This is a genomic window from Bradyrhizobium cedriense, from assembly GCF_054602315.1.
In genome coordinates, this window is record NZ_JBTSWB010000005.1 from 504,113 (window position 1) to 529,531 (window position 25,419).

Below are 25,419 nucleotides of genomic sequence, written 5' to 3' on the forward strand. Positions count from 1 at the left end.
ACTCTGGTGGGCATCGGGCGATATGTTACCCACGGGTAAGAAAAAGTCCAATGGGTAATTTATTTGGAGGAAGCGATGTCTGACGTCATCGTCGCAGGGGTCGGCATGATCCCCTTCGCCAAGCCGGGCGCCAGCGCGCCCTATCACGAGATGGGGACGCAGGCGGTCAAGCTCGCGCTGGCCGACGCAGGCCTCGGCTACGAGACGGTCCAGCAGGCCTATGTCGGATACGTCTACGGCGATTCCACCTGCGGGCAGCGCGCGCTCTACCATGTCGGAATGACCGGCATCCCCATCGTCAACGTCAACAACAACTGCTCGACCGGCTCGACCGCGCTGTTCATGGCGCGGCAGATGATCGCGAGCGGCGCGCTCGATTGCGTGCTGGCGGTCGGCTTCGAACAGATGAAGCCGGGCGCCCTCGGCAGCGTCTATACCGATCGCCCGAGCGCTTTCGAAGAATTTGACGCGGCTGCGGACCAGCTGATCGACGCCCCCGGCATCCCGCTGGCGCTGCGCTATTTCGGCGGCGCCGGGCTCAGCCACATGAAGAAGTACGGCACACCGCTCGACGCCTTCGCCGAGGTGCGCGCCAAGGCGAGCCGTCATGCCAGGAACAATCCGCTCGCCCTCTTCCGCAAGGAAATCACGGCGGACGACGTGATGAACGACCAGGTGATCTGGCCCGGCGTGATGACGCGCCTGATGGCGTGCCCGCCGACCTGCGGCGGCGCCGCCGCCGTACTGGTATCCGAGCGATTTGCTGACAAGCATGGCATCGGCAAGCAAGTGCGCATCGCGGCGCAGGCCATGACCACCGACACGCCCTCCACCTTCAAGGCCGGCGACATGATGCAACTGGTCGGCTACGACATGGCCAAGGAGGCGGCAGACCAGGTTTATGAAAGCGCCGGCATCGGCCCTCGCGATCTCGATGTCGTCGAGCTGCACGACTGCTTCGCTCACAACGAGCTCATCACCTACGAGGCCCTCGGGCTCTGCGGCGAAGGAGAAGCCGGCAAGTTCATCAATGACGGCGACAACACCTATGGCGGCCGGATCGTGACCAATCCGTCCGGCGGTTTGCTGTCGAAGGGACATCCGCTCGGGGCGACCGGGCTTGCGCAGTGCTACGAGCTGACACGGCAATTGCGCGGCACGGCAGGACCCTCGCAGGTCGAGGGGGCGAGGGTCGCGCTCCAGCACAATCTCGGCCTCGGCGGCGCCTGCGTCGTCACCCTCTACCAGCGGCACTGATCTCCGCCATGGTCGATCAGTCCGCCGTCGGGCGCTGCTTCACGCCCGTCACCGCCCGCGTGGAGCCGGGTCGTCTTCGCTACTTCCTGAATACGCTGGGTGAGCAGAACCCGGTCTATCGCGACGCAGATGCCGCGCGCGCATTCGGATTCGCCGGCACGCCGGTGCCGCCGACCTATCTGTTCTGCCTGGAGATGATGGACGTCGACGACCCCTTCGAAATGTTCACCGCGCTCGGCATCGACCTCGCCCGCGTGCTGCATGGCGAGCAGAGCTTCGTCTATCACGCACCGGTTCTGGTCGGCGACACCCTGACGTTTCGGCCGTCCGTGACCAGCGTGACGGACAAGAAGGGCGGCGCGATGACGCTGATCGGCATCCGATGCGAGGTGACCAACCAGGATGGCGTGCATGTCGCCGATACCGCGCGCACCATCGTGGTCCGCAACGAGGTTGCGTCATGACGGCATCCGCAGACATCAAGGCCGGCGACCGCATCGTCCATAAGGTCTTTCCGCCGATCACCCGCCACACGCTCGCGCTCTATTGCGGTGCATCGGGCGATCATAATCCGATCCACGTCGACATCGACTTCGCCAAGTCGGCCGGATTTCCCGACGTGTTCGCCCACGGCATGCTGGCGATGGCCTGTCTCGGGCAGGCGCTCACGGATGCGGTGCCGCCATCGAAGCTCCGCGGTTTTGCGACCCGGTTCGTCGCGATCACCCAGCTCGGCGCCAAGCTCACATGCGAAGGCACCGTGACCGAGCTTTTCGCCGAAGACGGCGAGCGGCGCGCAAGGCTGGCGCTCACCACCAGGGACGATCGCGGCGAGGTCAAGCTCCAAGGCAACGCCGTCATCGCGCTGTGACGGCAAAGAGGATACATGCAAATGGCAAAACTGCAGGGAAAGGTCGCGCTCGTCACCGGCTCGGGCCGCGGCATCGGACGTGCGATCGCACTCAAGCTCGCGCGCGAGGGCGCCAGGGTGGTCGTCAATGACCTCGATGCCGAGCCCGGCGATGCCGTGGTCGCGGAGATCAAGGCGCTCGGCGGCGACGCCGTCGCCGTGAACGGCAGCGTCTCGGAAGCGGGTTTCGCCGACCGCTTCGTCGGCGCCGCACTGGACAAGTTCGGCGGGCTCGACATCATCGTCAACAATGCCGGCTACACCTGGGACTCCACCATCCAGAAGATGACGGATGAGCAGTTCCAGGCCATGCTCGACGTCCATCTCGTCGCCCCGTTCCGGCTCCTGCGCGCGGCCGCCGAGCCGATCCGCGTCTTCGCCAGGAAGGAGGCCGAGGAGGGGCGCGAGGTGTTCCGCAAGGTCGTGAACATCTCCTCCATCGCCGGCCTCTACGGCAATGCCGGACAGGCTAGCTATTCCTCGGCCAAGGCCTCGCTGATCGGGTTGACCCGCACCATGTGCAAGGAGTGGGGCCGCTACAAGGTCAACGTCAATTGCGTCGCCTTCGGGCTCATCAACACCCGTCTGACCCAGCCGATCGAGGCGCAGCAGAAGACCATCGACGTCGCCGGCCGCGACATCAAGGTCGGCGTGCAGCCCCACATGCTGGAAGCCATGTCGCGCATGATCCCGCTCGGCCGCGGCGGCACGCCGGAAGAGGCGGCCGACGCGGTCTATCTGTTCTGCAGTCCGGAATCCAACTATATCAGCGGCCAGGTGGTCGTCGCCGGCGGCGGCCTGATTGTCTGAGAACGAGGCCCCGATGCATTATCGATCGTCATGGATGACCGAGGAGCTGGACACGTTTCGCGACCAGTTCCGGAAATATCTCGCCAAGGATCTCGCGCCGCATGCCGAGAAGTGGCGCGAGCAGAAGATGGTCGACCGCTTTGCCTGGCGCGGGCTCGGCGAGATGGGCGCGCTCTTGGCCAGCGTGCCGGAGGAATATGGCGGCCTGGGCGCCACCTTCGCCTATGACGCCGCGGTGCTTGACGACCTCGAAAGCACCGTGCCGGAGCTGACGACCGGCGTCTCCGTGCACAGCGCCATCGTCGCGCATTACATCCTCAATTACGGCTCGGAGGAGCAGAAGAAGCGCTGGCTGCCGAAGATGGCCTCGGGCGAGATGGTCGGCGCCATCGCCATGACCGAGCCCGGCACCGGCTCGGACCTGCAGGCCGTCAAGACCACGGCGAAGAAGCAGGGCAATTCCTACGTCATCAACGGCCAGAAGACGTTCATCACCAACGGCCAGGCCGCCGATCTCGTCATCGTGGTCGCGCGCACCGGCGATGCCGGCGCGAAGGGCATTTCGCTGATCGTGGTCGAGACGGCGGGCGCGGATGGTTACAAGCGCGGGCGTAACCTCGACAAGATCGGGTTGCATGCGTCCGATACGTCGGAGCTGTTCTTCGACAATGTAACCGTGCCGCCGGAGAACCTGCTCGGCAAGGAAGAGGGCCAGGGCTTCGTCCAGCTGATGCAGCAATTGCCGCAAGAGCGCCTTGCGCTCGCGGTCGGCGCGGTCGCCGCGATGGAACGCGCGGTCAAGCTCACCACCGACTACACCAAGGAGCGCAAGGCGTTCGGCAAGCCGCTGATGGACTTCCAGAACACCGCCTTCAAGCTCGCCGAGCGCAAGACCGAAGCGATGATCGCGCGCGTCTTCGTCGACTGGTGCATCGAGCGCCTGGTCGCCGGCGACCTCGACACCGTCACCGCGTCGATGGCGAAATACTGGTGCTCGGAGAAGCAGGTCGAGACCGCAGACGAATGCCTGCAGCTGTTCGGCGGCTACGGCTACATGCAGGAATACCCGATCTCGCGCATCTTCATCGATTCGCGCATCCAGAAGATCTACGGCGGCACCAACGAGATCATGAAGCTGCTGATCGCGAGGTCGCTGTAGATCACCGCGCACGCCAGTCGCGCGGCCGGCAGCCGAAGCGCTGCTTGAAACGCCGGGTGAAGTGGGAGAGGTCCGAGAAGCCCCAGTCGAACGCGATGGCGCCGATCGCACGGTCCGCCATCGCGGGATCCCCGAGATCCCTGGCGATGCCGTCGAGCCGATGGTCGATGACGTAATCAGTGAAGCTGGAGCCTGATCGTGCCAGCAGCTTGTGCACGTACCGCTCGCTGATGCCGACGGCCTCGGCGACATCGGCGACTGCAAGGCCGGGCTCGCGGAGCCGCCGGTGAATGGCACGCTTCAACGCCAGCGTGGTTGCGTCGGCAAGACTCTCGGACTCCGCAGCGCCTGCCCGGCTCCGCCGCGACAGGCTCACGGCGACGAGCTCTATCAACGCCCGGAACAGCCGCACGCCCTCGTCCTCGGTCATGCGCAGCGCCCCCTCGCTGAGCGCGCGCGCCGTCTCGGCGACGAGATGACCGACGAACGGATCGTCGGAGACGCGCGCCGCAGCGACGTCGAACGAGGCCGGCAGCCGTTCGCGCAGGGCCTCTGCCGGCACCCAGAACGAGGCGACGCGCAATTGCGGACCCCGATCGTGCAGAAGCGCAAACCGCCGGTCACTATCGAAGATGCCGACCTGTCCGGGCGACAGGCTGATCTCGCGATCCCCCTGCTGAATGCGACAGCGGCCGGCCAGCTTCAGGTTGAGGTAGAAGCAACTGCGGTTGGATGCCGCGATGTCGGCCGCAGAGCGCCGCACCACATGCTCGGGAAAGCTGACGCGGTTGATCGCGGCATCGCCGAGGCGGACGTGCTCGACGCTGGCGGGAAAGCCGGTTACGGCCGCCGGCTCCGGCGTCAGATTCATGAAGGCCTGGCAGATCGCCTCGCGATAATAGGCGAATTGCTCGGGCGGCCGCACGCCCGCGGTATTCCAGGCCGATTGACGTGACGGAACGGCGCGCTCGATCTGCTGCATCGGTTCACTCCGAGACCAATCCGGTTCACTTCCAGCCAAGCGGCAGATGGCCGGCCGGTCCACAATTGACGCACGGCAGCACTGCACCGACCAAGCGGCGCGGCCTTAATCTAACCACATCCTCGGGAGGAGCCACAACATGTCGACCTACGTTCTCGTCCACGGCGCCTGGCACACCGGAGCCGAGTTCGAGCCTGTCGCCGCGCCGATCCGCGCGGCCGGGCATCAGGTCCATACCCCCACCATCAGGGGCAACCGACCGGGCGATGCCAAGACGACCGGGCTGAAGGAGGCGATCCAGTCGATCGCTGACTACCTCGCCGAGAACAATCTGAAGGACGTCATCCTGCTCGGCCATTCCTATGGCGGCATGATCATTACGGGCGTTGCCGACCTCGCGCCGGAGCGCATCCGCCGCCTGGTCTACTGGAATGCCTTCGTGCCCAACAACGGCGAATGCCTCAACGACATGGTGCCGCCGCACTATATCGGACTGTTCGACGCGATCGCGGCCGAGCGCGGCGACGGTTCGGTGGTGCTGCCCTTCCCGATCTGGCGCGAGGCCTTCATCAACGATGCCGATATCGCGCTGGCGCAGAAGGCCTACGACGTCCTCAATCCGCATCCACTCGCGACCTTCACCGACAAGATCACGCTCAAGACCAATCCGGCCGAGATGCCGCTGGCCAAATCCTACATCAACTGCACCGAAGACACCGCCCTGCCGCACAGCCATGGCTGGCATCCGCGTCTGTCGGAGAAGCTCGGCCTGTTCCGCCTGGTGCAGGTGCCGGGAAGCCACGAGCTGTGCTTCTCCGATCCGGCGCGGCTCGCCAAGGCAATCATGGAGGCGGGACGCGACTGACTGGGGCGTCCCGTGACGGCGCTCACCATCCGTGAGCGCCACTCAATTCGGATGCCACCAGCGGCCGCCGATGACGACGCCTTCCGAGACGATCTTGCGATCGCCGATCAGGTACTCGCCGACGACGTCCTCGTAGTCGAACTGGCCCTGCCTCACCGTAACAAGCGTGGCGTCGCCCACGCTGCCCGGCTTGAGGCTGCCGAGCTCGGGGCGCCGCAGCGCCATCGCGGCGTTCACGGTCGAGGCAGCGATCACATCGGACAGCTCCATGCCCATGCACAGGAACTTGGACATGGTGGTCACCTGGTCGTAGGCCGGGCCGTCGATGCAGAGCTGGTGGATGTCGGACGAGATCGTGTCGGGATAGAAGCCGTTGGCGAGCATGGCGCGCGCGGTCTTGAAGGCGAACGAGCCCTTGCCGTGGCCGATGTCGAACAGCACGCCGCGTTCGCGCGCATCCAGCACCGCCTTCTTCACCGTGCCCTGCGCGGTCGCTGGCGTATTCGGGAACGGACGGAACGCGTGGGTGAGCACGTCGCCGGGACGCAGACGGGCCAGCACCTCCTCATAGCTCGGCGGCGGATGGTCGATATGCGCCATCAGGGGCATGCCGACCTCGTTCGCAACCTCCAGCGCGATGTCGAGCGGCACGGCCCCCGAGGTGCCCGACGAGTGCAAGCCCACGCGCACCTTGATTCCGACGATGAGGTCGCGATTGGCATCGGCCACCTTGGCCGCCTCGATCGGATTCATCAGCCGCAACTCCTCGCTCTCGCCGACCATGATCCGGTGCGAGAAGCCGAAGATGCCGGCATGCGAGACGTGCAGGTATGCGAGGATGCGAACCTGGCTCGGCTCGATCACGTGCTTGCGGAAGCCGGCGAAGTTGCCGGGCCCGGCGCTGCCGGTGTCGACCGCCGTGGTGACGCCGGAGAGGCGGCAGAATTCCTCGGCATCGATGCCGAGCGAGGTGCCGCCCCAATAGACATGGGTATGGAGATCGATCAGCCCCGGCGTGACGATGAGCTGCGAGACGTCGCGCACCTCGGTGCCCGGATCCGCCTTGAGCCCGGCGCCGATCGCGGCGACCTTGCCGCCGGAAAAGGCGACATCGGTCACGGCATCGAGCTTCTGCGACGGGTCGACCACGCGGCCGCCACGCAGGATCAAGTCGAAAGGCATGGTGGTCTCCGGAGGGGGTAGCGAAATGTGGCTGGCAGATCAGCCAGACCAGGAAGAGTCTGTTGCTTCTAGCAATTCCTGCGCCGAAGGGCCCGCCGAACAGCGACCATTCCTCTAACAAACTGGCGATCCCGGCATGACTCGAACATGCGACCTACGGCTTAGGAAACCGTGATCAAGACAGCGATATCAATGCGTTAGTGATAGCGAGTTGCAATTATGTTGCAATTGGATCACCGCAGCCATCAACAAACGTCGCCGTTCGACTTCACGCTCTCCTGAGAACGTGCCGCGGGATGGCAAGGGCGCTTCATGCGCAGAACTTCGGTGCCGAACGCCTCCCTCCTCATTCCGATTGGTTCGGAGCCCCGAAACCCTGCGGCCCGACGTCAGGAGCTTTCCCTGCAGACACTTTGCTGAGACTCCTGCCACTGGCCTTTGACCGCTCGTGAAGTGGCGAGAATGCCCGAAATCCCGCCGCTCCGACGCTATGTTGTTATCTCCGGCGGTCTCAGACGAGGCGACCTTCATTTTGCGGTGAATCGTCGATTGCGCCTTTGTTTCTTAGAAGCATCTTCCTCGATCACCAATCGTTCCCGGAGTTGGGCGATAGCACGTTGAAAAACAGCCGGATCGTCCATTGCCCGGGAAAGAACAATCGCTCCTTGAATAGCAAGAACGGCCTCCTCCGCGAGGATGCGCGATTGATCGACGTTACGGCCCTGCCGAATAAGCGCTGAATGCAACGCCTCCACCCAGGCTACGAAATAACCTCGGATGGCTTGCGCGAAGAGGTCACGCGTATTGGCGACAGCCAATGCACCGACAAGGCACACGCGCCGGCCGGACCTGAAATATCGGTCCGTCGAGTCGAGCATGGCACCGATGGCGCCGTTGACATCACTCTCGTTACGCAACGGGGAATATATGGCATCCTCAAACCATTGGCTGATTTCGTCAAGAACAGCCCGCACCATCTCCTCTTTTCCGTTTGGGAAGAAGTGGTAGAGGCTGCCCTTGCCGAGACCAGTCGCCTTGCCGATCAAGGCAAGGCTTGCGCCTTCATAGCCATGTTCGCGGAAAACTTCGGCCAACGGTGCAATGGCGTCGGATCTCTCAGCGACCATGCGGGCCATGATCAGAGGCCCAGATCACTGAGGCTGGCATGATCATCCGGCCGACGGCCAAGGGGCCATTTGAACAAACGATCGCTTTCTGCAATCGGCATTTCATTGATGCTCGCGTGCCTGTGCGTCATCAGACCGTCGTCTGCGAATTCCCAGTTCTCGTTACCATAAGCGCGGTACCAGTGGCCGCCATCGTCGCGATATTCATAAGCGTAGCGTACCGCGATGCGGTTACCGGTGAAAGCCCAAAGCTCCTTGATGAGGCGGTATTCGTGCTCCTTGTTCCACTTACGTGTCAGAAATGCCTGAGCTTCTTCACGATTGCTCGCGAATTCAACGCGGTTTCGCCAGCGGGTGTCGAGCGAATAGGCCAGAGCGACCTTGGCCGCGTCGCGAGTGTTCCAACCGTCTTCAGCCAACCGAATCTTTTCGATGGCGGTTTCGCGGGTGAAAGGGGGGAATGGGGGACGTGACATCTTCATCTTCCTTCTAATCAAGACATTTGTACCACTTGGTACTTTGTGTACCGATTGGTACAATCGCGTATGGTGCTGTCGTTGTCAAGCGGAATGTCCATCTGACTGTTTGATCGGTTTCCAGCGGCGCGTGGTGGCCTCGTTGCTGGCGGCGGCCGACCATGTCGGAGCGTTCTCACTCTAGTGTGATCGCAAGGGGGGCCATACGCGTCAGCATTCTCGAAGACGAAGTTAGTCTCGGCCCTCGCAAGATACTCGGCAACATCTGAACGGCTTGCCGGATGTTCTTCGGGTCGGCTGCCATTGCGCGGCGTACATGAGCGCTACGAAAAGTGGGAATTTGGTTTGAGTGAGCTTTCGCCACGGCACCACGGTTCGCGGCCACTCGCAGGCTGCGGGCGCGACCGCCGGCAGCTTTGGAAAGTCGATCTTCGGACCAAGACGAGTGAGGCTCCTATCGCCTCGCCGGCCTAACACCGGCCAAGTCGAACCCACAGGACAGCGATTGCGAGATCCTGGTATCAGTCGTCGAATTCGGAACTGCTTGTCGCCTCACTACCGGCCTTGGGAGCGTTACCGGGAGAGGCCGCCGCCGGGCTCTTCTTCTTGATGCGCATGGCTTGGATCGTCACATAGAGATCCCGGGGAGACGCTTTGTCGAGATCCTGTAGGTCTCGATAGTTGGCGAGAAAGTCCAGAATGCTCGGCCGTATCGGCTGCGTTTCCGTCGGCGACCTCGTCTTCAACTTGCGATCTAGATCCAGCTTGGTGAGTTCGATGGCGTGTTTTCGCCATTCGACTTCCCTATCTTGCTTGTCGCGGGCGCCTACGAAGAACTTAGCGGCTATCCCGGTTATTATCGCGCCGACGATCGTGGCGGTCGCTCCGGCCAGCGCGGTGACACCCGCCAACTTGGTCGAATCGAGCTTGGATAGTTCTGCGAAGAAATCCTGTATCGCGCTCATGCTTGGGATCTCACGCCGACATGAAACCGCCGGCTTGCCCTTCGGTCCGCCCGACGATGAACTTCCGCTCCAGCACCTTGCCCGCAGAGTCCTTGGCGATCACCACCAGTTCGGCTCCGCCTTCTCCGGCTGGTATGCGCATCTCCTCGTGACACGGCGGGTCGGGGCAATCGCTGTCGTGAACCACCTTGCCGTTCAGTCGCACAGTAATGCGGGTGGTGCCGATACCGCCCAAGATCGTGAATCGAAAATTTCTGCCTTCGACGGGCGGCTTTGCGTCCAATTCCATATCTCGAGCCAATAGTTCGATGAGATTGCTGCCGGCACAACTTAGCAGACATTTCCCCAAAAACAGCAACTTCGGTCTGCGAAGCCGCGCCGTGTTTCGAGTAGCTGAATCCGCCATCGCGCACGCTTCGCGGCGCGCGCCCTGGGCGGGTCATCTGTAACTCGTGCGGAAGTCTCAAAGCCGCCTTCGATCTCATTCCAACACAGGGCCATTTGTCGGACTGGAATGTCCAGAAAACGAGCTTCGAATGATCTATCGGACGGGAAACGAATTACGTACGCGACACCTCGTCCGTGTTGCATCCGTGTTGCACTGAGTGGACGGTGCTGGGGCGTAACCCATTGTAATCGGTGGTACTGAGCGTAATGGGCGGTAATATCGTTTTGGCGCCCATCTTATACCGGAACGGAGCGCGTACGGCGCAGAATCCCCATTAATTAAAGGGTTTCTCGTGGTCGGAGACTGGCGATCCCGGCATGACTCGAACATGCGACCTACGGTTTAGGAAACCGCCGCTCTATCCGGCTGAGCTACGGGACCGCGGAACCCGCTCATCGGCGGGTTGCCTGGAGGTGTACATATCAAAGCGAGGGCCGAATCGGAAGCCCTCGCCTCGATCAAGGCAGACCCCATCCGACAGCCTCACGCCTTGATATTGTTGTCCTTCACCACCTTGCCCCAAGTGGCGACCTGCTTGTCGAAGAAGGTCTTGAAGGCGGCGCCGTCCTGGAGGAGCAGCGTCATGTGCTGGGTCTCCTTCAGCTGGGTGGCGGTCGCGGGCTCGCTCAGGATATCCCTGGACGCCGTCGCCATCGCCGCGACGACATCTGGAGGCGTGCCTGCGGGCGCGAACATGCCCCACCAGGCCAGCGTCTCGAAATCGGGAAAGCCGGCCTCGATCGCGGTCTGCGTGTCCGGCAGGGCCGGCAGCCGCTCGCGGCCGAGCTGCAGGATCGGGCGCAGCATGTTGGTGCCGAGCTGGGCGGCAACCAGCGCGGCCGAACCCGCGATGAGATCGACATGGCCGCCGAGCACGTCGTTCATCGCCGGTCCGCCGCCGCGATAGGGCACGTGCATGATCTCGACGCCGGCCTTGCTGCCGAGCACCGTCATGGCGAGATGACCGAGCGTGCCGATGCCGACGGAAGCGTATTTCACCGCGCCGGGGGTCGCCTTGCAGGCCGCGACCACGTCGGCAAAGCTCTTGTAGGGACGGCCGGCACCCGCGGCGATCACGTAAGGCGCTGTGCCGATCAGCAGCACCGGCATCAGCTCGCGTTCGACATCGACCGGCGGCTTGTCGAGGATAGACGGGATCACCGCGTGGGAATCGAACGTCACCAGGAATGTCGAGCCGTCAGCCGGGCTCTTGGCGACCTGCGCCGCACCGAGCGCGCCGGCGGCGCCCGATTTGTTCTCGACCACGACGATTCGGCCAAGCTTGGTTTGCAAATTGCTCTGGAGCAGCCGCGCCATCGCGTCGGTCGATCCGCCCGGCGGGAACGGCACGACCAGCGTGATCTTCGAAGCTTGCGCGCTCGCCGGAGCCATCGCGAGGATGGCAGGCGCGGCCAGCAGCGCCCGTCTTGTGATCGTCATGGTCTTCCCTCCCTTGTTGTTGCGCCCGGCTTTTTTGCTCTTTGGCGCCAAAGCGTGATCCGGAAAAGCGTGCAGCGGCTTTCCGAAAGATCATGCTCAAGATGAATACCTGAAGCGCGAAGCGCTTCAGGTCGTGCCGAAGCCCGACCCCGCTTTCTTGTATTCTGGCCGCGGTGGACTGAAGATGTCCAGCACGCGGGCGCCGTCCGGGCCGGCGCGCATGGTGTGCGGCACGTTGCCGGGCGTGCGCCAGAAGTCGCCTTTCTTCACAGGGATCTCCTCGCCGCCCTGGACGCGGATGGCGGAGCCGTCGAGCAGCACGCCCCATTGCTCCTCGGGATGGTGATGCAGCGTGCCCTGCGCGTGCGGCGCCAGCATCACCACCGAAAGCATCGCCTGCTCGCCGGAGAAGATGCGCGTGGTCACGCCGGCTGCGAGCTCGCGGAACAGCCCGTCGGCGGGATTGTCGATGTTGTGGAATTCTTCCTTCTGGCTCACGTCACCCTCCCTTCATTCATCGCTTTCAGGCTTTGCCGTAGGAACCCTGGTATCGGCCCTCGCGGATCGCCTTCATCGTCTCCTCCTCGCGCGCCACCTGGGCACGCACCGCGTTCAGCAGCGCGGCGGCGCCGGCGGCGGGGAACGACACTACGCCGTCCTCGTCGCCGACCATGATGTCGCCGGGCGAGATCACGCTGCCGCCGATGGAGACCGGCACGTTGATCTCGCCGGGGCCGTTTTTGTAGGGGCCGCGATGGATCACCGCGCGGGCGTAGCAGGGAAAGTCGTCGGCCGCGAACGCCGCGACGTCGCGGATCGCGCCGTCGATGACGTAGCCTTCGGCTTTGCGCCACTGCGCGATGTTCTTCATGATCTCGCCGACCAGCGCCCGCGTCTCGTCGCCGCCGCCATCGACAACGATGACGTCGCCGGGCCCGACCAGGTCGAGCGCGCGGTGGATGGCGAGATTGTCGCCGGGACGGGTACGCACCGTGAAGGCCGTCCCCACCAGCTTGCCGCCGCGATGATAGGGCTTCAGCCCCACCGCGCCCGGCAGCCGGGCGAGATTATCGGAGATGACCGAGGTCGGCGCATCGCGAAAGCCTGCGATGATGTCGGCCGGCGGCTTCGGTACGCTGTTGGCTACAATGGTGATCGTCATGCTCGTCCTTCCTGGATGCCTATTTGAAGGAGGTCAATTCTGGCCTGCACATTGCAACGATGTCCCAATGTCCGCGAAGATACTGCACAGATTGTGAAGCAGTTCACAATTGGGAGAATTGGCCCGAGAGATAGTTCCGTCGCGGCATATCACGGCACCTTAGTTTTCCTTGAGAGCCGAGCATGGCAACCGACAAGATCTCGTTCATGAAACTGGAGCTGCGGCCTTCCAGAGACATCACAACGCAGCCGCCGGCCATCGTGCCCTTCGCGGATTGGGACTACTACTACACAACCCAACCTCTAGGATGGCGCGCCAATCCTCCGGTCGAAGGAATGCCGGCCTCGGTGATCGTGCCGACCGGCTTCGTGACAGATCTCGCGAGTATTCCTGCCATCTTCTGGAGCATACTCCCGCCCGGCGCACGATACTCCTATCCTGCCATCATTCACGATTATCTCTACTGGTTTCAGCCGTGCGAGCGTGCGCAGGCCGACGCCGTATTCAAAGCCGCGATGGAGGACATGAGAGTGCCGGCCGCCAAGATCGCGGTCATTTACAATGCCGTCCACGTTGCCGGCAAAACGGCGTGGGACAACAATACGACATTGCGCGAGGCGGGAGAGAAGCGTGTCCTGAAGATTTATCCGACCAATGTGCTGACAAGCTGGACCGCCTGGAAGAGACAGAACGTCTTTACATGATCTCATCTTAAAATGAGGAGACGCAGGCATGGTCGTGTCGAGACGGGCGCTAGTGATCGGCAACGGCGGTTACCGGGGCCGCCTTGCGCTCAGATGCCCGCCCAATGACGCCGCTCGAATCAGACAAAGCCTGACCGAGCTCGGCTTCGACGTGACTACCACGTTCGGCGTTGACCTCGATTTCGCCGCGATGCGGTCCGTCGTCGGCAACTTCATCCGGCTTGTGAACGATCCCGCGACGACGACGTCCTTGCTCTACTACTCCGGCCACGGCGTGCAGATCAACGACCGGAACTACATGATCCCGGTCGATTTCGATCCGCTCAAAAAGTACCAGGAAATCCCGTTCGTCAGCGTTCAGTCTATCGTCGAGCAAATGACGAGCGCGACGGCCGTTCGCATCATTCTGCTCGATGCCTGCCGCAGCAATGCCGACGCTCAAACGTTTGTCGAGCACGTACCCTCCGCGAAGGGGCTCAAGATCGACAAGGACGTTTTCCAGGGGGATCAACTGGTCACGGCAAATGGCCTTGCGTCGATGCAGGCCGAAATCAACACGTTCATCGCGTTTGCGGCTGCGCCGGGCAAAGTGGCTTTCGAAGGAAACGTCGGTGAATCGCTCAGCCCGTTCACGGCCAGTTTCCTGAAATACATCGATTCCGTCGACTTGCCGATTTCCAACCTCACCAGCCGCGTGCGGCACGACGTCCTGGCTCGCACGGAGAACAACCAGAAGTCCTGGGATCAGTCGTCCTTGATGGAGCCCTTCTACTTCAATCCCGGTAGCCTCCTTCTGTTCACCGGCAATCTCATGGCGCTGGTCAGCTTGATTGTTTCCATCATTCCCTACTCGATGGTTCTCGGTTGGAGCCAGTTGACGTGGCCATGGGTCGCCACCGGCTTGGTCATGCCAACCATATCGCTATGCGTTCTGTTGTTCGGCATGCAAAGCGTCTATTCGCGACTACGAGGGCGATATGTAAGAGAGGCTGACGACGCGATTACGGTTCGGCGCCATCTCACCACATCCGCACAGAAGGGCATCCTGGGCGGCTATCTCGGATCGTCAGTCAGCGCAATGCTTCTGAGCGCACTTTATTATCTCAACTGGGAAATGGATTACGATTCATTTGCTAGCGTTCCACTCGAAATCACCATCGCGACAACACTAGCCGCCGGTCTCCTCGGCGTGCTCAGCCTGTTTTGGGCGCGCGCTTCGATCGGCCTTGGGGGGCTCATCATCTCGGCGGCCCCATCACGCACTCGAATCCTGCTGGGCACGACGTTCGGCGGCATCCTGGCTGGCTTGATCGCGACGCCCCTCATTATGATGCGTTTCGGTCCGACGCCTGACCGCCCCCCGATGACACCCGATCTCTTGCTGCCCGGAACGATTTTGGGCGCGTCCATCTTCATCTTCTCGGTCGTGAATTTCGATTTCGAGCGGTTGAGCGCGCGCAGGATCTGGCAAAGTGTGAAAGCTTCGCTCATCGCTCTCGGCGTCGGCGCGATGGCAGCTGTCGTCATCTTCAGCCCTCTATATCTGCTCGGCATCGCCAACGCCGTTAAGACGTATCTCGAGGACAACTATGACAACATGGCCGCCCTGGCAAAAGGGGGCGCCGCCTATGGAATTCCTGTCGGCATCGTCTTGGGAATCGTGATCGGCACCGCCGTTATCCTAACGGAGCGATGGTCGAAGAAGCCTGTGCTCGACTGAATCTCAACGACAGAGATGCAGGGACATCAAGGGATCCCCGCGCGTCTCGCTCTCCAGCTAGCCGCTCAATCGACCGACGCCTGTGCCTTCGCCGGCCAGATCCGGAACGCGCGCCCCTCCTTCATCCACGCCGCGCGCTCGTCGCGCAACAGTGTGCGGCGGACTTTTCCGGAATCGTCGCGCGGCGGGGCGTTGACGAACTCGAAAGTTTCCGGATGCTTGTAGCGGCTCAGCCTGTCCTTCAGGAACTCGGCCATGCCGTCTGCGACGGCCTGGCCATCGGCATCCGGCTCCGGCTCGATGATGGCATGGACTCGCTGGCCCAGTTCCGCATCGGGCAATCCCACCACGACGCATGAGCGCACGCCGGGACAGGCGGAGACGGCAGCCTCGACCTCGGCCGGATAGATGTTGGCACCGCCGCGCAGCACCATGTCGGCGAGGCGATCACCGAGATAGAGATAGCCCTCCGCGTCCAGCCGGCCGATGTCGCCGAGCGATTCCCAGCCGTCGCTGCGGCGCTTCGGCTCGGCACCGAGATAGTGGTAGGTGGCATCCTTGCCGTCGTTGTTGAGGAAATAGATCTCGCCGGTTTCCCCCGGCGCGACGTCGTTGCCGTCCTCGCCGATGATGCGAAGCTTCGCCATGTCGCCGATCTTGCCGACCGAACCCTTGTGCATCAGCCATTCCGTACCGGAGATGATGCAGGCGCCCTGGCGCTCGGTGCCGCCATAGAGCTCCCAGATCCGCTCAGGCCCGAGCCAGGCGATCCAGTTCTCCTTCAGCCAGGGCGGCATCGGCGCGGCCATGTGGAAGACTGTCTGCAGGCTCGACACATCGTAGGCGTTGCGCACGTGCTCCGGCAGAGCCCAGATCCGGTGCATCATGGTTGGCACGAAATTGACCCATTGCACGCGCTCGCGTTCGATCTGGCGCAGCGTCTCCTCGGCGTCGAACCTGGTCAGGCCAGTGAGCTGTCCACCCGTGAACAGCGCGTAATGCGACACGATGAACGGCGCATTGTGATAGAGCGGACCGGGATTGAGCAGCGAGACGCCGACGGGGATGTTGAGCGGCGGCGCGACCGCGGTGTCGGTCACCGCCGGCTGATGATCGAGGATCACCTTGGGACGGCCGGTCGAGCCGCCTGACGTCATGGCCTTCCAGTACCGGGCCACCGGCGGATCGAGCCCCTCGTCAGAGAAACCCTGCGGCACGAAATCAGCGGGAAGACGGTTCGGCGCGTTCCAATCGGCTTCGCCGCCGACCACCAGCGCCGGCTTGAGGATGTCGAGCACCGCGGCGGCTTCGCCGCGCGGCAGCCGCCATGACAGCGAGGTCGGCGTCGCCCCGCACTTCCACACCGCAAAGGACGTCTCGAAGAACGCGTTACCGTTGGGCAATCCGATCGCGACGAAATCGCCGGGCTTGACGCCCCTCGCCATGAAGGCCCGCGCGCGCCGGTTGGCGCCGCGCTCGAGTTCGTCCCATGTCAGCGTGTCCTGCCCGTGACGGACAGCGATCGTGCCATGTGGTTTGCGTTCGGCGTACCAGCGCGGCACGTCGGACAGGGGCAGCAGCATCGGGCATTTCCACTTCGTGTTCTTGGCGTCGGCTCGGAAGTGAGGCCTTCGCAGTCCAAGTGTAACAGCATGCGGGCGCAACGCTGTGACTCCCGAGCCACGTCAAGTACAAAATGTCAGCATCCCAGACATGAAATTCCCGCATTCCATGGGTGACAAGGCCGCGATAAAGGGGCAAAAATCCGGCTCGACTCAGTCTGGGTTGAGTCTTGCAAGGAATGCTCTCGTAGAATGTCGACTGTAGCTTCATCGCGTCGTGCAGCGCTGTTTCTCGTTGCCGCAGCGGGATTTTTCCTGCTGACGCACGCGCGTGCCGAGGCGCAATGGTGGAAGCGCGCACCTGTCGATTTCGAGGAATGCGCCGACGCCGCCGAGAAGGCCGCAACCAAGGCGGAGAAGACGGCGGCGCTTGCCGATTGCAATGCCAAGTTTGCCGGCCGCCGCAAGCCCGGCGGCGGCTATTCCTATTACGACTTCCTCCAGGATCGCACCTTCGACATCGCCGGGCCGAACCCGACGCCGGAGGAGCAGAGGAAGATCGACGAAGCCTACACCGCCTACCTCGCCAGCCAGCGCCGCAGCAATGAGGCGGCCCAAGCCATGGCCCGCCAGCAGCGCGAGCAGCAAGAGCAACAGGTGCAGCAGCTTCAGCAGGTCGCGTTGCGAACCGAAGTCGAGCGCGTGCCTCTCCCGGTCGAGCGGCCGAAGGTCCAGCAGGCGGCAGGCCCGAGGCCGAAGGGCGCGACCTGCATCAAGGGCTCATTCTCCTGCGAATGGCCGCGGCTATCGGAAAGCCTGAACGATCTGAAGAAGCTGTTCAACCCGACGCCGAGCAAGCCCGCGAAGAAGGGCTGAGCTGCACCCACAACCGTCATTGCGAGGAGCCCTTGCGACGAAGCAATCCAGTGTCTTTCCGCAGCGGGATTCTGGATTGCTTCGCTACGCTCGCAATGACGCGTTGGATGGAGATCAGCTCCGACCCTCAGTTCGTGCGCTTCTTCTTGCCCTGCTTCGGCTTCGCCACCGGCGCAGTCGCTGGCTCTGTCACCGTCGGCGAACTCCCCAACTGCGACCGGCTCTCCTGCAATCGCCTGTCATAGCCAGGTGAGTTCATCACCGTCGGCGGCCTCGCATAGGCGAGCGTTGATGAACCGCAGAAGGCGGTCAGCACGAGCCCGATCGTCAAACAACGCTTCATCGCGCTCCTCCTTCGCAACTCACGCCGAGGCGCGGATCTGCTGTGGCGTCAGCCGCAGCGGGCCGTCGCCGGCCGCCTCGGCCTCCTTGATCAGCGCAACAATGCGGCGCATCAGCGGCACATCGACATTGTTCTGCTCGGCCAGCGCGATGACCGCACCCTGGAGATGGTCGATCTCGGTCTTGCGGCCCTGTTTCAGGTCCTGCCACATCGAGGAGCGCGCTTCCGGATCGATCTTCATGGTGCGGCCAAGGACCGCGTTGAAGATCACATCGGGCAGCCGCAGCAAGGCCGGGGTCCACCTCATCGGGATCGGCGTCGCCGAGACGGGCGTGATGCCGGCCGCAGTCAGCGCGGCGAGCCCCTCGGCCATCTGGTCGGCGAACAATCTGCGCCAGTCGCGATTCGCCAGTTGCGCGGCGAGCGGCATGTCGGACAGCGCGCTCAGCGCATTGTTCAGATTGATGATCAGCTTGCCCCATTGCACGCCGGAGATGTCGCGGCTGGCGTGCATCCTGAGCCCCGGCACCGAGAGCGCCGCAGCCGTGTTCGCCTCGTCCTCCCCAACATGAATGTCGCCTGAGGTCGCGCGGTGGAAACGGCCCTCACCCATCGCGATCACATTGAACGGCACCATGCCGGCGAGCACGCGGCGTCCGCCAAGCCGCTCGCGCAGCACCGCGACATTGCCGATGCCGTTTTGCAGGGACACGATCACGGCATCCTGCGGCGCATGCTGCGCGATCTGGTCCGCCACGTCGGCGGTGTCGGCGCTCTTCACCGTGACCAGCACGACGCCGGCGCTGTGGAAGATCGCAGCATCGTCCGACAGCGCGAGCTGACCTGCGCCGAGCTTCTTCTCGGAGCCGTCGAAATCGGTCAGCCGCAGACCGAACCGTTCGATCTCGGTCTTCACCCGCGGCCGCACCAGGAACGCGACGCGGCGGCCGGCGGCTGCCAGCATGCCGCCGACGAAACAGCCAATGGCGCCCGCGCCAGCCACCACGATCGATCGATCCGAAACCACTGAGCTCGCTCCATGAGTGACCGGCCTTCGATAGCAGAGGCGAGGCCGGCTGCCCATCGCGTCGCAACCGCCTTGTAACCGTCATGAGTGCCCCATATGTTTTTGCCCCGGGGGCACGGCGAGCGCTCGCCGAACGAGACGCCAAAGGAGAGCACCATGGGTCTACTCGACGTCCTCAACGGCATGCAGAACGGCCCCCGCGGCCCGAGCAAGCCGAGCTCCGAGCAATCCTCCGGCGGCATGTCGCCGATGACCATGGCGCTGCTCGGCCTGCTCGCCTGGAAGGCGTTCAAGCATTTTACGGACAACCCGTCCGGCTCAGCGCCGCAGCCGTCGCCGACGCCCGCGCCTCCGCCGGTGAACGCCGGTGCGGGTGGCGGTCTGAGCGACATGCTCAAGGGCGGCCTTGGCGGCCTGCTTGCGGGCGGCGCCGCCGGTACCGTACTGAGCGGCGGGCTCGCCGATCTCCTCAAGCAGCTCCAGCAGAGCGGCCACGGCGACGCCGCGAGTTCCTGGGTCGGCCGGGGCGAGAACAAGCCGATTGCACCGGGAGATCTCGCCAGCGCACTCGGCGCCGACCAGATTGAAAGCCTCTCCGCCCAGAGCGGCCTGTCGCGCGAGGAGCTGCTCTCCGGTCTCAGCCAGTACCTGCCGCAGGTGGTCGACCATCTGACGCCGGAAGGACGGCTGCCGAGCGAGAATGAGATCTCGGGCAGGATCTAGTCAAAATCCGATCGACGCATTCTCGGGAAGGGGGAGCATTCTATGAGCATGGGCGGCCTGCTGTGGATCATCGTCGTCGGCTTCGTCGCCGGCCTCATCGCGCGCTGGCTTGCGCCGGGGCCGAACAAGCCGAGCGGCTTCATCCTCACGACCATCCTCGGCATCGCCGGCGCATTTCTGGCGACCTTAATTGGCCAGGCCATCGGCCACTACAGCCCCGACCAGGGCGCCGGCTTCATCATGGCCACGATCGGCGCCGTGGTGGTGCTGTTCATCTGGAACCGGCTGGTGGCGAGCGGCGTGATCAAGGGGTAGCGCTCAGGGGGCCGAGGGACGGCACTTCGCCACCACGTCGTCATGCCCGGGCTTGCCCCGGGCGTCCACGTCTTTCAATCCGCGGCACCACGTGGATGGCCGGGACAAGCCCGGCCATGACATTGAAGCGGGCGGGGGGGACGTCATCACGTAACCAGATGCATCCCCGCATCCATCCGCACGACCTCGCCGGTCATGTTGCTGGAAGCCGGCATCGCCAGGAAGCAGACGAGCTGCGCGATGTCTTCGGCGGATGAGGCAACCTTGAGCGGCACCTTCGCCACCACGCTGTCGCGCACCTGCTTGGCGCCGGCTTCGCCACGGCCCTTGGTGAACCAGGGCGTGTCGATATAGCCGGGGCAAACGGTGTTGACGCGAATCAGCGGCGCTAGCGCGCGCGACAACGACAAGGTCATCGTGTTGAGCGCGCCCTTGCTGGCGGCATAGGCGATTGACGAGCCGACGCCGCTGATGCCGGCGACCGAGGACACGTTCACCACCGCGGACGGACGCCCCGAGGCCTTTGCTGCATCCTCCAGCAGGCTGCGCGCGGCGCGCACCATTTGGAACGGGCCGATGGTGTTGACGCCGTAGACCCGCTGGAAATCCTCCGCCGACAATCCGTCGAGATCGGCGTGCGCGACATGTTTCGTGGTGCCGGCATTGTTGACGAGGATGTCGAGCCGGCCCCAGCCGGCGGCCGCCGCGACGATCTTGCGGCAATCCTCATCCTTCGAGACATCGCCCTGCGCGACCAGGACTTCCGCAGCGCCGGCCTTGCGGCAAAGGTCCGCGGTGGCCTCGGCATCCTTCTGGCTCGACGAATAGTTGATGAGGAGCCGCGCTCCGCTCCGCGCGAGAATCTCCGCAGTTGCCGCGCCGAGCCCGGACGCCGACCCCGTCACGATTGCGCACAGACTGTCCTTTGCCATCCCGGATTTCCCATGTTGTGACATTGGCGTTCTCTTTAGCGAGTTTGCCGCGCCCTGCAAATCGAGCAAACTCCGCTAAGCGGAATTAGCCGCCTGCGGGCCCTCACGCCCATGCCCACACCGCAGGTTGGCCTGCGATCAACGCTTGTCAGGGCCATGGCTTTTTCCGATCATCGGGCGCAAGAAGAATTGCGCGCTGGCCTCGTCTGAGGGGGCGCGCCAAGGGTAAAACACGGGGAACGCTGTGGCGGAGAGTGACAATATCGTCGTCGAGACCGCGGAGAAGATCTTCGCCGATCTCGCCGATCCGCAGACCATCAACAACGACAAGGCGGAGTCGTGGCAAGCGCCGCTGTGGCAGGCGCTGAGCGAAGCCGGCCTGCCGCTGTCGTGGGTGCCTGATGACCTCGGCGGCTCCGGCGCCAGCCTTGCCGACGGTTTTGCGCTCCTGAACGCCGCCGGCCGTTTCGCGGTCGCGGTGCCCCTGGCCGAGACCATGCTGGCGGGCTGGTTGCTGGCACAGGCGAAGATCGCCTCGCCCGAGGGCGAGATGACGGTGCTGCCGGCCTCGCCGAAGGATCGTATCACCATCGATGTCGAGGGCGCGCTCTCCGGCCGCGCCCGCGGCGTGCCCTTTGCCAAGACAGCGAAACATCTTGCGGTGCTGGCGCACGGCAAGGACGGCGCCGTGATCGCGCTGGTCGACGCGGCCAGGGCGCGGATCGAGGCCGGCCTCAATGTCGGCTACGACCACAGCGACACCGTGACGCTCGACAGGGTGCAGCCGATCGCCATCAGGCCCGCATCGAAGGTCTTTGACCAGACCACGCTGATGCTGATGGGCGGCGTCGCGCGCAGCCTTCAGATCGCCGGTGCGCTGGAGTCCATGCTCGACATCTCCGTACGCTATTCCAACGAACGCGTCGCCTTCGAGAAGAAGATCTCGAAGTTCCAGGCCGTGCAGCACAATCTCGCGCGCCTTGCCGGCGAATCCGCCGCGGCGCTTGCGGCGGCGACGTCGGCCGCCGACGCGATCGCCAACGCAGAATCCTTCAACGACGCGGTCTATCTCGAAGCCGCCTCGGCAAAGATCCGATGCGCCGAAGCCGCGGAAAAGGGCGGCGCCATCGCGCACCAGGTGCACGGCGCGATCGGCTTCACCATGGAGCACATCCTGCACCGCTATTCGTTGCGAGCGCTGGCCTGGCGCGACGACTTCGGCTCGGAGAGCCATTGGGCCGTCGAGCTCGGCAAGCTCGTGGCAAATCGCGGCGCCGACGAATTGTGGCCGCTCGTGGCTTCGCGCTGATCAGGGAACGAGACCTATGACCGCTGCCCTTCGTTTCGATCCGATTCGCCTGCCGCCCGAATGCGAGCAGTTGCGCAAGGAAGTGCGCGCTTTCCTCGCCGAGGAAATCGCCGCCGGCACCTTCGATCCGCACAAGCCCAACCGCGAGGACACCGACGCGCCGGAATTCTCCCGCCGGGTCGGCGCCAAGGGCTGGCTGGGGATGACCTGGCCCAAGAAATATGGCGGCCAGGAGCGTTCCTTCCTCGAACGTTACGTGGTGACCGAGGAGATGCGCGTTGCCAACGCGCCGACGCGGCGTTTCTTCGTCGCCGACCGCCAGAGCGGGCCGGTGCTGATCAAATACGCGCCCGAGCACATCAAGATGGACATCCTGCCGCGCATCTGCCGCGGCGAGATCTGCTTCGCCATCGGCATGAGCGAGCCGAACTCAGGCTCCGACCTGTTCGCGGCGAAGACGCGCGCGACCAAGACCGAGGGCGGCTATCTCATCAACGGCACCAAGATCTGGACCTCGTCGGCGCACATCGCCGACTACATGATCGCGATCTTCCGCACCTCGCCACCGACCAAGGAGAACCGCCGTCACGGCCTGACGCAGTTCCTGGTCAAGATGAAGCAGCCGGGCATCAAGGTGAACCCGATCGGCCAGATCACAGGCCAGTACGAGTTCAACGAGGTCGTCTTCACCGACTTCTTCGTCCCGGATGATCACGTGCTCGGCGAGGTCGACGGCGCCTGGAAGCAGGCCACATCGGAGCTCGCCTACGAGCGCTCGGGTCCCGAGCGTTTCCTGGAGACCTATTACGTGCTGACCGAGCTGGTGCGCGCGGTCGGTCCCAATCCCGATACGCGCAGTGCCGAGGGCATCGGGCGCCTGGTCGCGCAGCTCCACACCATGCGGCGCATGTCGGTTTCGGTCGCCGGCATGCTGCAAGCCGGCAAGGAGCCGGTGGTGGAGGCCTCCATCGTCAAGGACATCGGCACGGTCTGGGAGCAGCAGCTGCCGCATCGCGTGCGCGATCTCGCCGCCTTCGTCGAGGAGACCGCGACCAACCGCGAGACGCTGGAGCGGCAGCTCGACTTCGCCATCAAGACCGCGCCCAAGCTCACCATCCAGGGCGGCACCACCGAGGTGCTGCGCGGCATCATCGCCCGCGGACTTGGCTTGCGCTAGTCGCGCGGACTTGGCGTGCTGACGCGGGTGGACGACGCTATCACGGCTCGCTCCGATCACCTCTCCCATAGGGAGCGGTCGATTTGCACCAGAAAATCGGGTGAGGGGCTGGGCTTCATCGAGGGACTGAAACCCCTCACCCGGCTAGGCGCCGACCTCTCCCAATGGGAGAGGTGGTTCTTCGCTACGGATACATCGAGCTATGGGAGGCAAAGAATGAGCACCTACACAGATATCGGCGTCGAGAAGGTCGGGCATGTCGGCACCATCGAGATCCGCCGTCCGCCGCTGAACTTCTTCGACATCTCGCTGATCAACCAGATCGCGGATGCGCTCGACGAATTCGACCGCAACATCGAGATCCGCGCCTCGGTTCTGTCGGCACAGGGCAAGGCGTTCTGCGCCGGTGCGAACTTCGGCGATCCGGCGCGGCAGGCGCAAGAGGCGAGCGAGGCCGACAAGAAGGGCGACCCGGCCGACAGCCTCGGCCCGATCAACCATCTCTACATCCAGGCCGTGCGCATCTTCCGCGCCAAGAAGCCGATCGTTGCCGCCGTGCAGGGCGCCGCCATCGGCGGCGGCCTCGGGCTCGCGGTCTCCGCCGATTTCCGCGTCACCTGCCCCGAGGCGCGCTTCTCCGCAAACTTCACCAAGCTCGGCTTCCATCCCGGCTTCGGCCTGACGGTGACGCTGCCCGAGCTGATCGGCAAGAACAACGCCGAGCTGATGTTCTACACCAGCCGCCGCGTCACCGGCGAGGAGGCCTACAAATGGGGCCTCGCCAACGAGCTGGTGCCGCAGGACCAGGTGAAATCGGCTGCGATGAAGCTCGCCGGCGAGATCGCCGAATGTTCCCCGCTCGGCCTGCTCTCCACCCGCGCGACCATGCGCAATGGCCTCGCCGACCGCGTCATGGCCGCGACCAACCACGAGCTCGCCGAGCAGACTCGCCTGCGCGCGACGGAAGATTTCAAGGAAGGCGTGAAGGCCACCGAAGAGCGGCGGGTGGCGAGTTTCAGGGGGCGGTGAGCCCTTTCCTTTTCCCTTCAGGGAGAAGGTGGCGCGAAGCGCCGAATGAGGGTCTTTCTCCACGAGCGAGCAACTTGCTGCGCGGCGAGAGACCCCGTCTCGCCGTTTCGCGGCGACCCACCCTCTCTCACAAGGTCCCACAAGGGGAGAGGGGAAAATCCGCCCGGCCTTTCAGCTCACCCGAAACGTCACGCCGCCCAGCGGAAACGCATTGCCTGACACCGCGATTCCCTTTGCCTTCGCCGCGTCCAGCACGCGCGCGACGTCGGTCACACGAAACTCCAGCGCGCTCATGATCTCGCTGTCACCCTTCACGAAGCGGAAGGTGGCGTTGGGCAATTTCAACTCGGCGTCTTCCGGCGCAATGCCGATGATCCTGGCCCAATGCGCGGCCAGGCCCTGCGGATCGGGGCTCTGCATCTCCACCGCGGTGAGCGCCTGCGTCACATCCTTGCGGATGAATTTCTGCCAGTCGGGTCCCGCCGGCGGATAGGCGCCGTGAATGTCGTCGCTGCCTTCGGTGTGGTTGAACTCGATGAAGGCGGCGCGGCAGTCGCGCGGATGGAGTTGCACGCCGTGATAGGGCGCATGGTCGATGACATTGGCCGTTCGCACGCCCATGGCGTTGGCGTTGCGTCCACGCTCGTCCGGATCGTTGCAGCAGAAGATCGCCATGTAGCCGCCGCGGCCGCCGGTCTTCTCGATGAACCGGCCGGCCGTGGTGCCGTCCTTGAAGGGCGCGACCACCTCCAGCAGGATCGTATCGACCGGAAGCAACGCGTTCTCCAGGCCGTATTTCGCGACATTGCCGTCGCGATAGCACACAGCGAGGCCCATGATCTCCGCGATGTCGGAGATCACGGGCGCGAGCTGCGGCGCGACCAGACAGATCTGCCGCAGCCGCATATAGGGCGCCATG

Annotated in this window: 28 protein-coding genes and 1 tRNA gene; 14 read left to right on the forward strand and 15 right to left on the reverse strand. The window is 63.9% G+C overall.

Features of this window, described 5'->3' with window-relative positions:
* The first annotated feature begins 75 nt into the window (after positions 1-75).
* From ACYCVF_RS23605 to ACYCVF_RS23625, 5 genes are read left to right on the forward strand one after another with little or no spacing between them, the layout of a single operon-like run.
* On the forward strand, positions 76-1,257 hold the full coding sequence (locus ACYCVF_RS23605; protein ID WP_459600752.1) for a lipid-transfer protein: 1,182 nt from the start codon (positions 76-78) through the stop codon (positions 1,255-1,257).
* 8 nt (positions 1,258-1,265) lie between these two features.
* Positions 1,266-1,721: a MaoC family dehydratase N-terminal domain-containing protein gene (locus tag ACYCVF_RS23610; protein WP_459600754.1), complete on the forward strand. Its 456-nt coding sequence runs from the start codon at positions 1,266-1,268 to the stop codon at positions 1,719-1,721.
* Positions 1,718-2,128 (forward strand): MaoC family dehydratase, encoded by a 411-nt coding sequence (locus tag ACYCVF_RS23615; protein WP_459600756.1) that lies wholly within the window; start codon positions 1,718-1,720, stop codon positions 2,126-2,128. The genes ACYCVF_RS23610 and ACYCVF_RS23615 overlap by 4 nt, the downstream gene beginning before the upstream one ends.
* 21 nt (positions 2,129-2,149) lie before the next feature.
* Positions 2,150-2,977, forward strand: a complete 828-nt coding sequence (locus ACYCVF_RS23620; RefSeq protein ID WP_459600758.1) for an SDR family NAD(P)-dependent oxidoreductase — start codon at positions 2,150-2,152, stop codon at positions 2,975-2,977.
* A gap of 13 nt (positions 2,978-2,990) precedes the next feature.
* Positions 2,991-4,136 (forward strand): acyl-CoA dehydrogenase family protein, encoded by a 1,146-nt coding sequence (locus ACYCVF_RS23625; RefSeq protein WP_459600760.1) that lies wholly within the window; start codon positions 2,991-2,993, stop codon positions 4,134-4,136.
* 1 nt (position 4,137) lies between these two features.
* Here ACYCVF_RS23625 and ACYCVF_RS23630 read toward each other — a convergent pair whose 3' ends face one another.
* Complete coding sequence (locus ACYCVF_RS23630; protein ID WP_459600762.1) at positions 4,138-5,118, reverse strand: helix-turn-helix domain-containing protein; 981 nt, start codon at positions 5,116-5,118, stop codon at positions 4,138-4,140.
* Positions 5,119-5,257: 139 nt separating this feature from the next.
* Here ACYCVF_RS23630 and ACYCVF_RS23635 point away from each other — a divergent pair, with 139 nt between their 5' ends.
* Positions 5,258-5,983, forward strand: coding sequence for an alpha/beta fold hydrolase (locus tag ACYCVF_RS23635; RefSeq protein WP_459600764.1), 726 nt, complete (start codon positions 5,258-5,260; stop codon positions 5,981-5,983).
* Positions 5,984-6,025: 42 nt separating this feature from the next.
* On the opposite strand, the gene ACYCVF_RS23640 is transcribed toward ACYCVF_RS23635, so the two are convergent.
* The 9 genes from ACYCVF_RS23640 to ACYCVF_RS23680 all read right to left on the reverse strand — a co-directional run bounded on the left by ACYCVF_RS23640 (position 6,026) and on the right by ACYCVF_RS23680 (position 12,783).
* Positions 6,026-7,165 (reverse strand): amidohydrolase/deacetylase family metallohydrolase, encoded by a 1,140-nt coding sequence (locus ACYCVF_RS23640; RefSeq protein ID WP_459600766.1) that lies wholly within the window; start codon positions 7,163-7,165, stop codon positions 6,026-6,028.
* A gap of 527 nt (positions 7,166-7,692) precedes the next feature.
* Positions 7,693-8,301: a TetR/AcrR family transcriptional regulator gene (locus ACYCVF_RS23645; protein WP_459600768.1), complete on the reverse strand. Its 609-nt coding sequence runs from the start codon at positions 8,299-8,301 to the stop codon at positions 7,693-7,695.
* Between the two features lie 2 nt (positions 8,302-8,303).
* Positions 8,304-8,768 (reverse strand): nuclear transport factor 2 family protein, encoded by a 465-nt coding sequence (locus ACYCVF_RS23650; RefSeq protein ID WP_459600770.1) that lies wholly within the window; start codon positions 8,766-8,768, stop codon positions 8,304-8,306.
* A gap of 521 nt (positions 8,769-9,289) precedes the next feature.
* Positions 9,290-9,733, reverse strand: a complete 444-nt coding sequence (locus tag ACYCVF_RS23655; protein ID WP_459600772.1) for a hypothetical protein — start codon at positions 9,731-9,733, stop codon at positions 9,290-9,292.
* A 10-nt stretch (positions 9,734-9,743) separates the two neighbouring features.
* Positions 9,744-10,139 (reverse strand): hypothetical protein, encoded by a 396-nt coding sequence (locus ACYCVF_RS23660; RefSeq protein WP_459600774.1) that lies wholly within the window; start codon positions 10,137-10,139, stop codon positions 9,744-9,746.
* A gap of 346 nt (positions 10,140-10,485) precedes the next feature.
* A tRNA-Arg gene (locus ACYCVF_RS23665) sits at positions 10,486-10,562 on the reverse strand.
* 102 nt (positions 10,563-10,664) lie between these two features.
* Positions 10,665-11,621: a tripartite tricarboxylate transporter substrate-binding protein gene (locus ACYCVF_RS23670; protein ID WP_459600776.1), complete on the reverse strand. Its 957-nt coding sequence runs from the start codon at positions 11,619-11,621 to the stop codon at positions 10,665-10,667.
* A gap of 126 nt (positions 11,622-11,747) precedes the next feature.
* On the reverse strand, positions 11,748-12,119 hold the full coding sequence (locus ACYCVF_RS23675) for a dimethylsulfonioproprionate lyase family protein (RefSeq protein ID WP_459600778.1): 372 nt from the start codon (positions 12,117-12,119) through the stop codon (positions 11,748-11,750).
* Between the two features lie 25 nt (positions 12,120-12,144).
* Positions 12,145-12,783 carry an RraA family protein gene (locus tag ACYCVF_RS23680; RefSeq protein WP_459600780.1) on the reverse strand — a complete coding sequence of 213 codons (639 nt, stop codon included), beginning with the start codon at positions 12,781-12,783 and terminating at the stop codon, positions 12,145-12,147.
* A 182-nt stretch (positions 12,784-12,965) separates the two neighbouring features.
* On the opposite strand from ACYCVF_RS23680, the gene ACYCVF_RS23685 reads away from it, so the two are divergent.
* Entirely contained in the window at positions 12,966-13,487 is a 522-nt protein-coding gene (locus ACYCVF_RS23685; protein WP_459600782.1) for a DUF1353 domain-containing protein, read from the forward strand.
* A gap of 28 nt (positions 13,488-13,515) precedes the next feature.
* Complete coding sequence (locus ACYCVF_RS23690; RefSeq protein ID WP_459600784.1) at positions 13,516-15,207, forward strand: caspase family protein; 1,692 nt, start codon at positions 13,516-13,518, stop codon at positions 15,205-15,207.
* Between the two features lie 65 nt (positions 15,208-15,272).
* On the opposite strand, the gene ACYCVF_RS23695 is transcribed toward ACYCVF_RS23690, so the two are convergent.
* A complete protein-coding gene (locus tag ACYCVF_RS23695) occupies positions 15,273-16,790 on the reverse strand; it encodes an AMP-binding protein (RefSeq protein WP_459600786.1) in 1,518 nt (505 codons plus the stop codon).
* Positions 16,791-17,021: 231 nt separating this feature from the next.
* On the opposite strand from ACYCVF_RS23695, the gene ACYCVF_RS23700 reads away from it, so the two are divergent.
* Positions 17,022-17,645, forward strand: a complete 624-nt coding sequence (locus tag ACYCVF_RS23700; protein WP_459600788.1) for a hypothetical protein — start codon at positions 17,022-17,024, stop codon at positions 17,643-17,645.
* Between the two features lie 127 nt (positions 17,646-17,772).
* Here the strand turns inward: ACYCVF_RS23700 and ACYCVF_RS23705 are convergent, their stop codons facing one another.
* Together ACYCVF_RS23705 and ACYCVF_RS23710 are read right to left on the reverse strand one after the other, a co-directional pair.
* Positions 17,773-17,988: a hypothetical protein gene (locus tag ACYCVF_RS23705; RefSeq protein WP_459600790.1), complete on the reverse strand. Its 216-nt coding sequence runs from the start codon at positions 17,986-17,988 to the stop codon at positions 17,773-17,775.
* A 19-nt stretch (positions 17,989-18,007) separates the two neighbouring features.
* Positions 18,008-19,015: a 2-dehydropantoate 2-reductase gene (locus ACYCVF_RS23710; protein ID WP_459600792.1), complete on the reverse strand. Its 1,008-nt coding sequence runs from the start codon at positions 19,013-19,015 to the stop codon at positions 18,008-18,010.
* 156 nt (positions 19,016-19,171) lie between these two features.
* Between ACYCVF_RS23710 and ACYCVF_RS23715 the strand changes: the two genes are divergently transcribed.
* Both ACYCVF_RS23715 and ACYCVF_RS23720 read left to right on the forward strand, forming a co-directional pair.
* Positions 19,172-19,738 (forward strand): YidB family protein, encoded by a 567-nt coding sequence (locus tag ACYCVF_RS23715; RefSeq protein ID WP_459600794.1) that lies wholly within the window; start codon positions 19,172-19,174, stop codon positions 19,736-19,738.
* Positions 19,739-19,780: 42 nt separating this feature from the next.
* Positions 19,781-20,053: a GlsB/YeaQ/YmgE family stress response membrane protein gene (locus tag ACYCVF_RS23720; RefSeq protein ID WP_459600796.1), complete on the forward strand. Its 273-nt coding sequence runs from the start codon at positions 19,781-19,783 to the stop codon at positions 20,051-20,053.
* 146 nt (positions 20,054-20,199) lie between these two features.
* Here the strand turns inward: ACYCVF_RS23720 and ACYCVF_RS23725 are convergent, their stop codons facing one another.
* Positions 20,200-20,985 carry an SDR family NAD(P)-dependent oxidoreductase gene (locus ACYCVF_RS23725; RefSeq protein WP_459600798.1) on the reverse strand — a complete coding sequence of 262 codons (786 nt, stop codon included), beginning with the start codon at positions 20,983-20,985 and terminating at the stop codon, positions 20,200-20,202.
* 244 nt (positions 20,986-21,229) lie between these two features.
* Between ACYCVF_RS23725 and ACYCVF_RS23730 the strand changes: the two genes are divergently transcribed.
* The 3 genes from ACYCVF_RS23730 (at position 21,230) to ACYCVF_RS23740 (ending at position 24,500) form a co-directional block, all read left to right on the forward strand.
* Positions 21,230-22,294 (forward strand): acyl-CoA dehydrogenase family protein, encoded by a 1,065-nt coding sequence (locus tag ACYCVF_RS23730; RefSeq protein ID WP_459600800.1) that lies wholly within the window; start codon positions 21,230-21,232, stop codon positions 22,292-22,294.
* Between the two features lie 16 nt (positions 22,295-22,310).
* Positions 22,311-23,471, forward strand: coding sequence for an acyl-CoA dehydrogenase family protein (locus ACYCVF_RS23735; RefSeq protein ID WP_459600802.1), 1,161 nt, complete (start codon positions 22,311-22,313; stop codon positions 23,469-23,471).
* Between the two features lie 216 nt (positions 23,472-23,687).
* Positions 23,688-24,500, forward strand: coding sequence for an enoyl-CoA hydratase/isomerase family protein (locus ACYCVF_RS23740; protein ID WP_459600804.1), 813 nt, complete (start codon positions 23,688-23,690; stop codon positions 24,498-24,500).
* Positions 24,501-24,671: 171 nt separating this feature from the next.
* Here the strand turns inward: ACYCVF_RS23740 and ACYCVF_RS23745 are convergent, their stop codons facing one another.
* On the reverse strand, positions 24,672-25,418 hold the full coding sequence (locus ACYCVF_RS23745; RefSeq protein WP_459600806.1) for a VOC family protein: 747 nt from the start codon (positions 25,416-25,418) through the stop codon (positions 24,672-24,674).
* Position 25,419 lies beyond the last annotated feature (1 nt).

Bases quoted from the DNA above. Each gene is read 5' to 3' on its own strand.
- ACYCVF_RS23605 (WP_459600752.1), top strand. From the start codon at position 76: ATGTCTGACGTCATCGTCGCAGGGGTCGGCATGATCCCCTTCGCCAAG.
- ACYCVF_RS23610 (WP_459600754.1), top strand. From the start codon at position 1,266: ATGGTCGATCAGTCCGCCGTCGGGCGCTGCTTCACGCCCGTCACCGCC.
- ACYCVF_RS23615 (WP_459600756.1), top strand. From the start codon at position 1,718: ATGACGGCATCCGCAGACATCAAGGCCGGCGACCGCATCGTCCATAAG.
- ACYCVF_RS23620 (WP_459600758.1), top strand. From the start codon at position 2,150: ATGGCAAAACTGCAGGGAAAGGTCGCGCTCGTCACCGGCTCGGGCCGC.
- ACYCVF_RS23625 (WP_459600760.1), top strand. From the start codon at position 2,991: ATGCATTATCGATCGTCATGGATGACCGAGGAGCTGGACACGTTTCGC.
- ACYCVF_RS23630 (WP_459600762.1), bottom strand. From the start codon at position 5,118: ATGCAGCAGATCGAGCGCGCCGTTCCGTCACGTCAATCGGCCTGGAAT.
- ACYCVF_RS23635 (WP_459600764.1), top strand. From the start codon at position 5,258: ATGTCGACCTACGTTCTCGTCCACGGCGCCTGGCACACCGGAGCCGAG.
- ACYCVF_RS23640 (WP_459600766.1), bottom strand. From the start codon at position 7,165: ATGCCTTTCGACTTGATCCTGCGTGGCGGCCGCGTGGTCGACCCGTCG.
- ACYCVF_RS23645 (WP_459600768.1), bottom strand. From the start codon at position 8,301: ATGGCCCGCATGGTCGCTGAGAGATCCGACGCCATTGCACCGTTGGCC.
- ACYCVF_RS23650 (WP_459600770.1), bottom strand. From the start codon at position 8,768: ATGTCACGTCCCCCATTCCCCCCTTTCACCCGCGAAACCGCCATCGAA.
- ACYCVF_RS23655 (WP_459600772.1), bottom strand. From the start codon at position 9,733: ATGAGCGCGATACAGGATTTCTTCGCAGAACTATCCAAGCTCGATTCG.
- ACYCVF_RS23660 (WP_459600774.1), bottom strand. From the start codon at position 10,139: ATGGCGGATTCAGCTACTCGAAACACGGCGCGGCTTCGCAGACCGAAG.
- ACYCVF_RS23670 (WP_459600776.1), bottom strand. From the start codon at position 11,621: ATGACGATCACAAGACGGGCGCTGCTGGCCGCGCCTGCCATCCTCGCG.
- ACYCVF_RS23680 (WP_459600780.1), bottom strand. From the start codon at position 12,783: ATGACGATCACCATTGTAGCCAACAGCGTACCGAAGCCGCCGGCCGAC.
- ACYCVF_RS23685 (WP_459600782.1), top strand. From the start codon at position 12,966: ATGGCAACCGACAAGATCTCGTTCATGAAACTGGAGCTGCGGCCTTCC.
- ACYCVF_RS23690 (WP_459600784.1), top strand. From the start codon at position 13,516: ATGGTCGTGTCGAGACGGGCGCTAGTGATCGGCAACGGCGGTTACCGG.
- ACYCVF_RS23695 (WP_459600786.1), bottom strand. From the start codon at position 16,790: ATGCTGCTGCCCCTGTCCGACGTGCCGCGCTGGTACGCCGAACGCAAA.
- ACYCVF_RS23700 (WP_459600788.1), top strand. From the start codon at position 17,022: ATGTCGACTGTAGCTTCATCGCGTCGTGCAGCGCTGTTTCTCGTTGCC.
- ACYCVF_RS23705 (WP_459600790.1), bottom strand. From the start codon at position 17,988: ATGAAGCGTTGTTTGACGATCGGGCTCGTGCTGACCGCCTTCTGCGGT.
- ACYCVF_RS23715 (WP_459600794.1), top strand. From the start codon at position 19,172: ATGGGTCTACTCGACGTCCTCAACGGCATGCAGAACGGCCCCCGCGGC.
- ACYCVF_RS23720 (WP_459600796.1), top strand. From the start codon at position 19,781: ATGAGCATGGGCGGCCTGCTGTGGATCATCGTCGTCGGCTTCGTCGCC.
- ACYCVF_RS23725 (WP_459600798.1), bottom strand. From the start codon at position 20,985: ATGGCAAAGGACAGTCTGTGCGCAATCGTGACGGGGTCGGCGTCCGGG.
- ACYCVF_RS23735 (WP_459600802.1), top strand. From the start codon at position 22,311: ATGACCGCTGCCCTTCGTTTCGATCCGATTCGCCTGCCGCCCGAATGC.
- ACYCVF_RS23740 (WP_459600804.1), top strand. From the start codon at position 23,688: ATGAGCACCTACACAGATATCGGCGTCGAGAAGGTCGGGCATGTCGGC.
- ACYCVF_RS23745 (WP_459600806.1), bottom strand. From the start codon at position 25,418: ATGGCGCCCTATATGCGGCTGCGGCAGATCTGTCTGGTCGCGCCGCAG.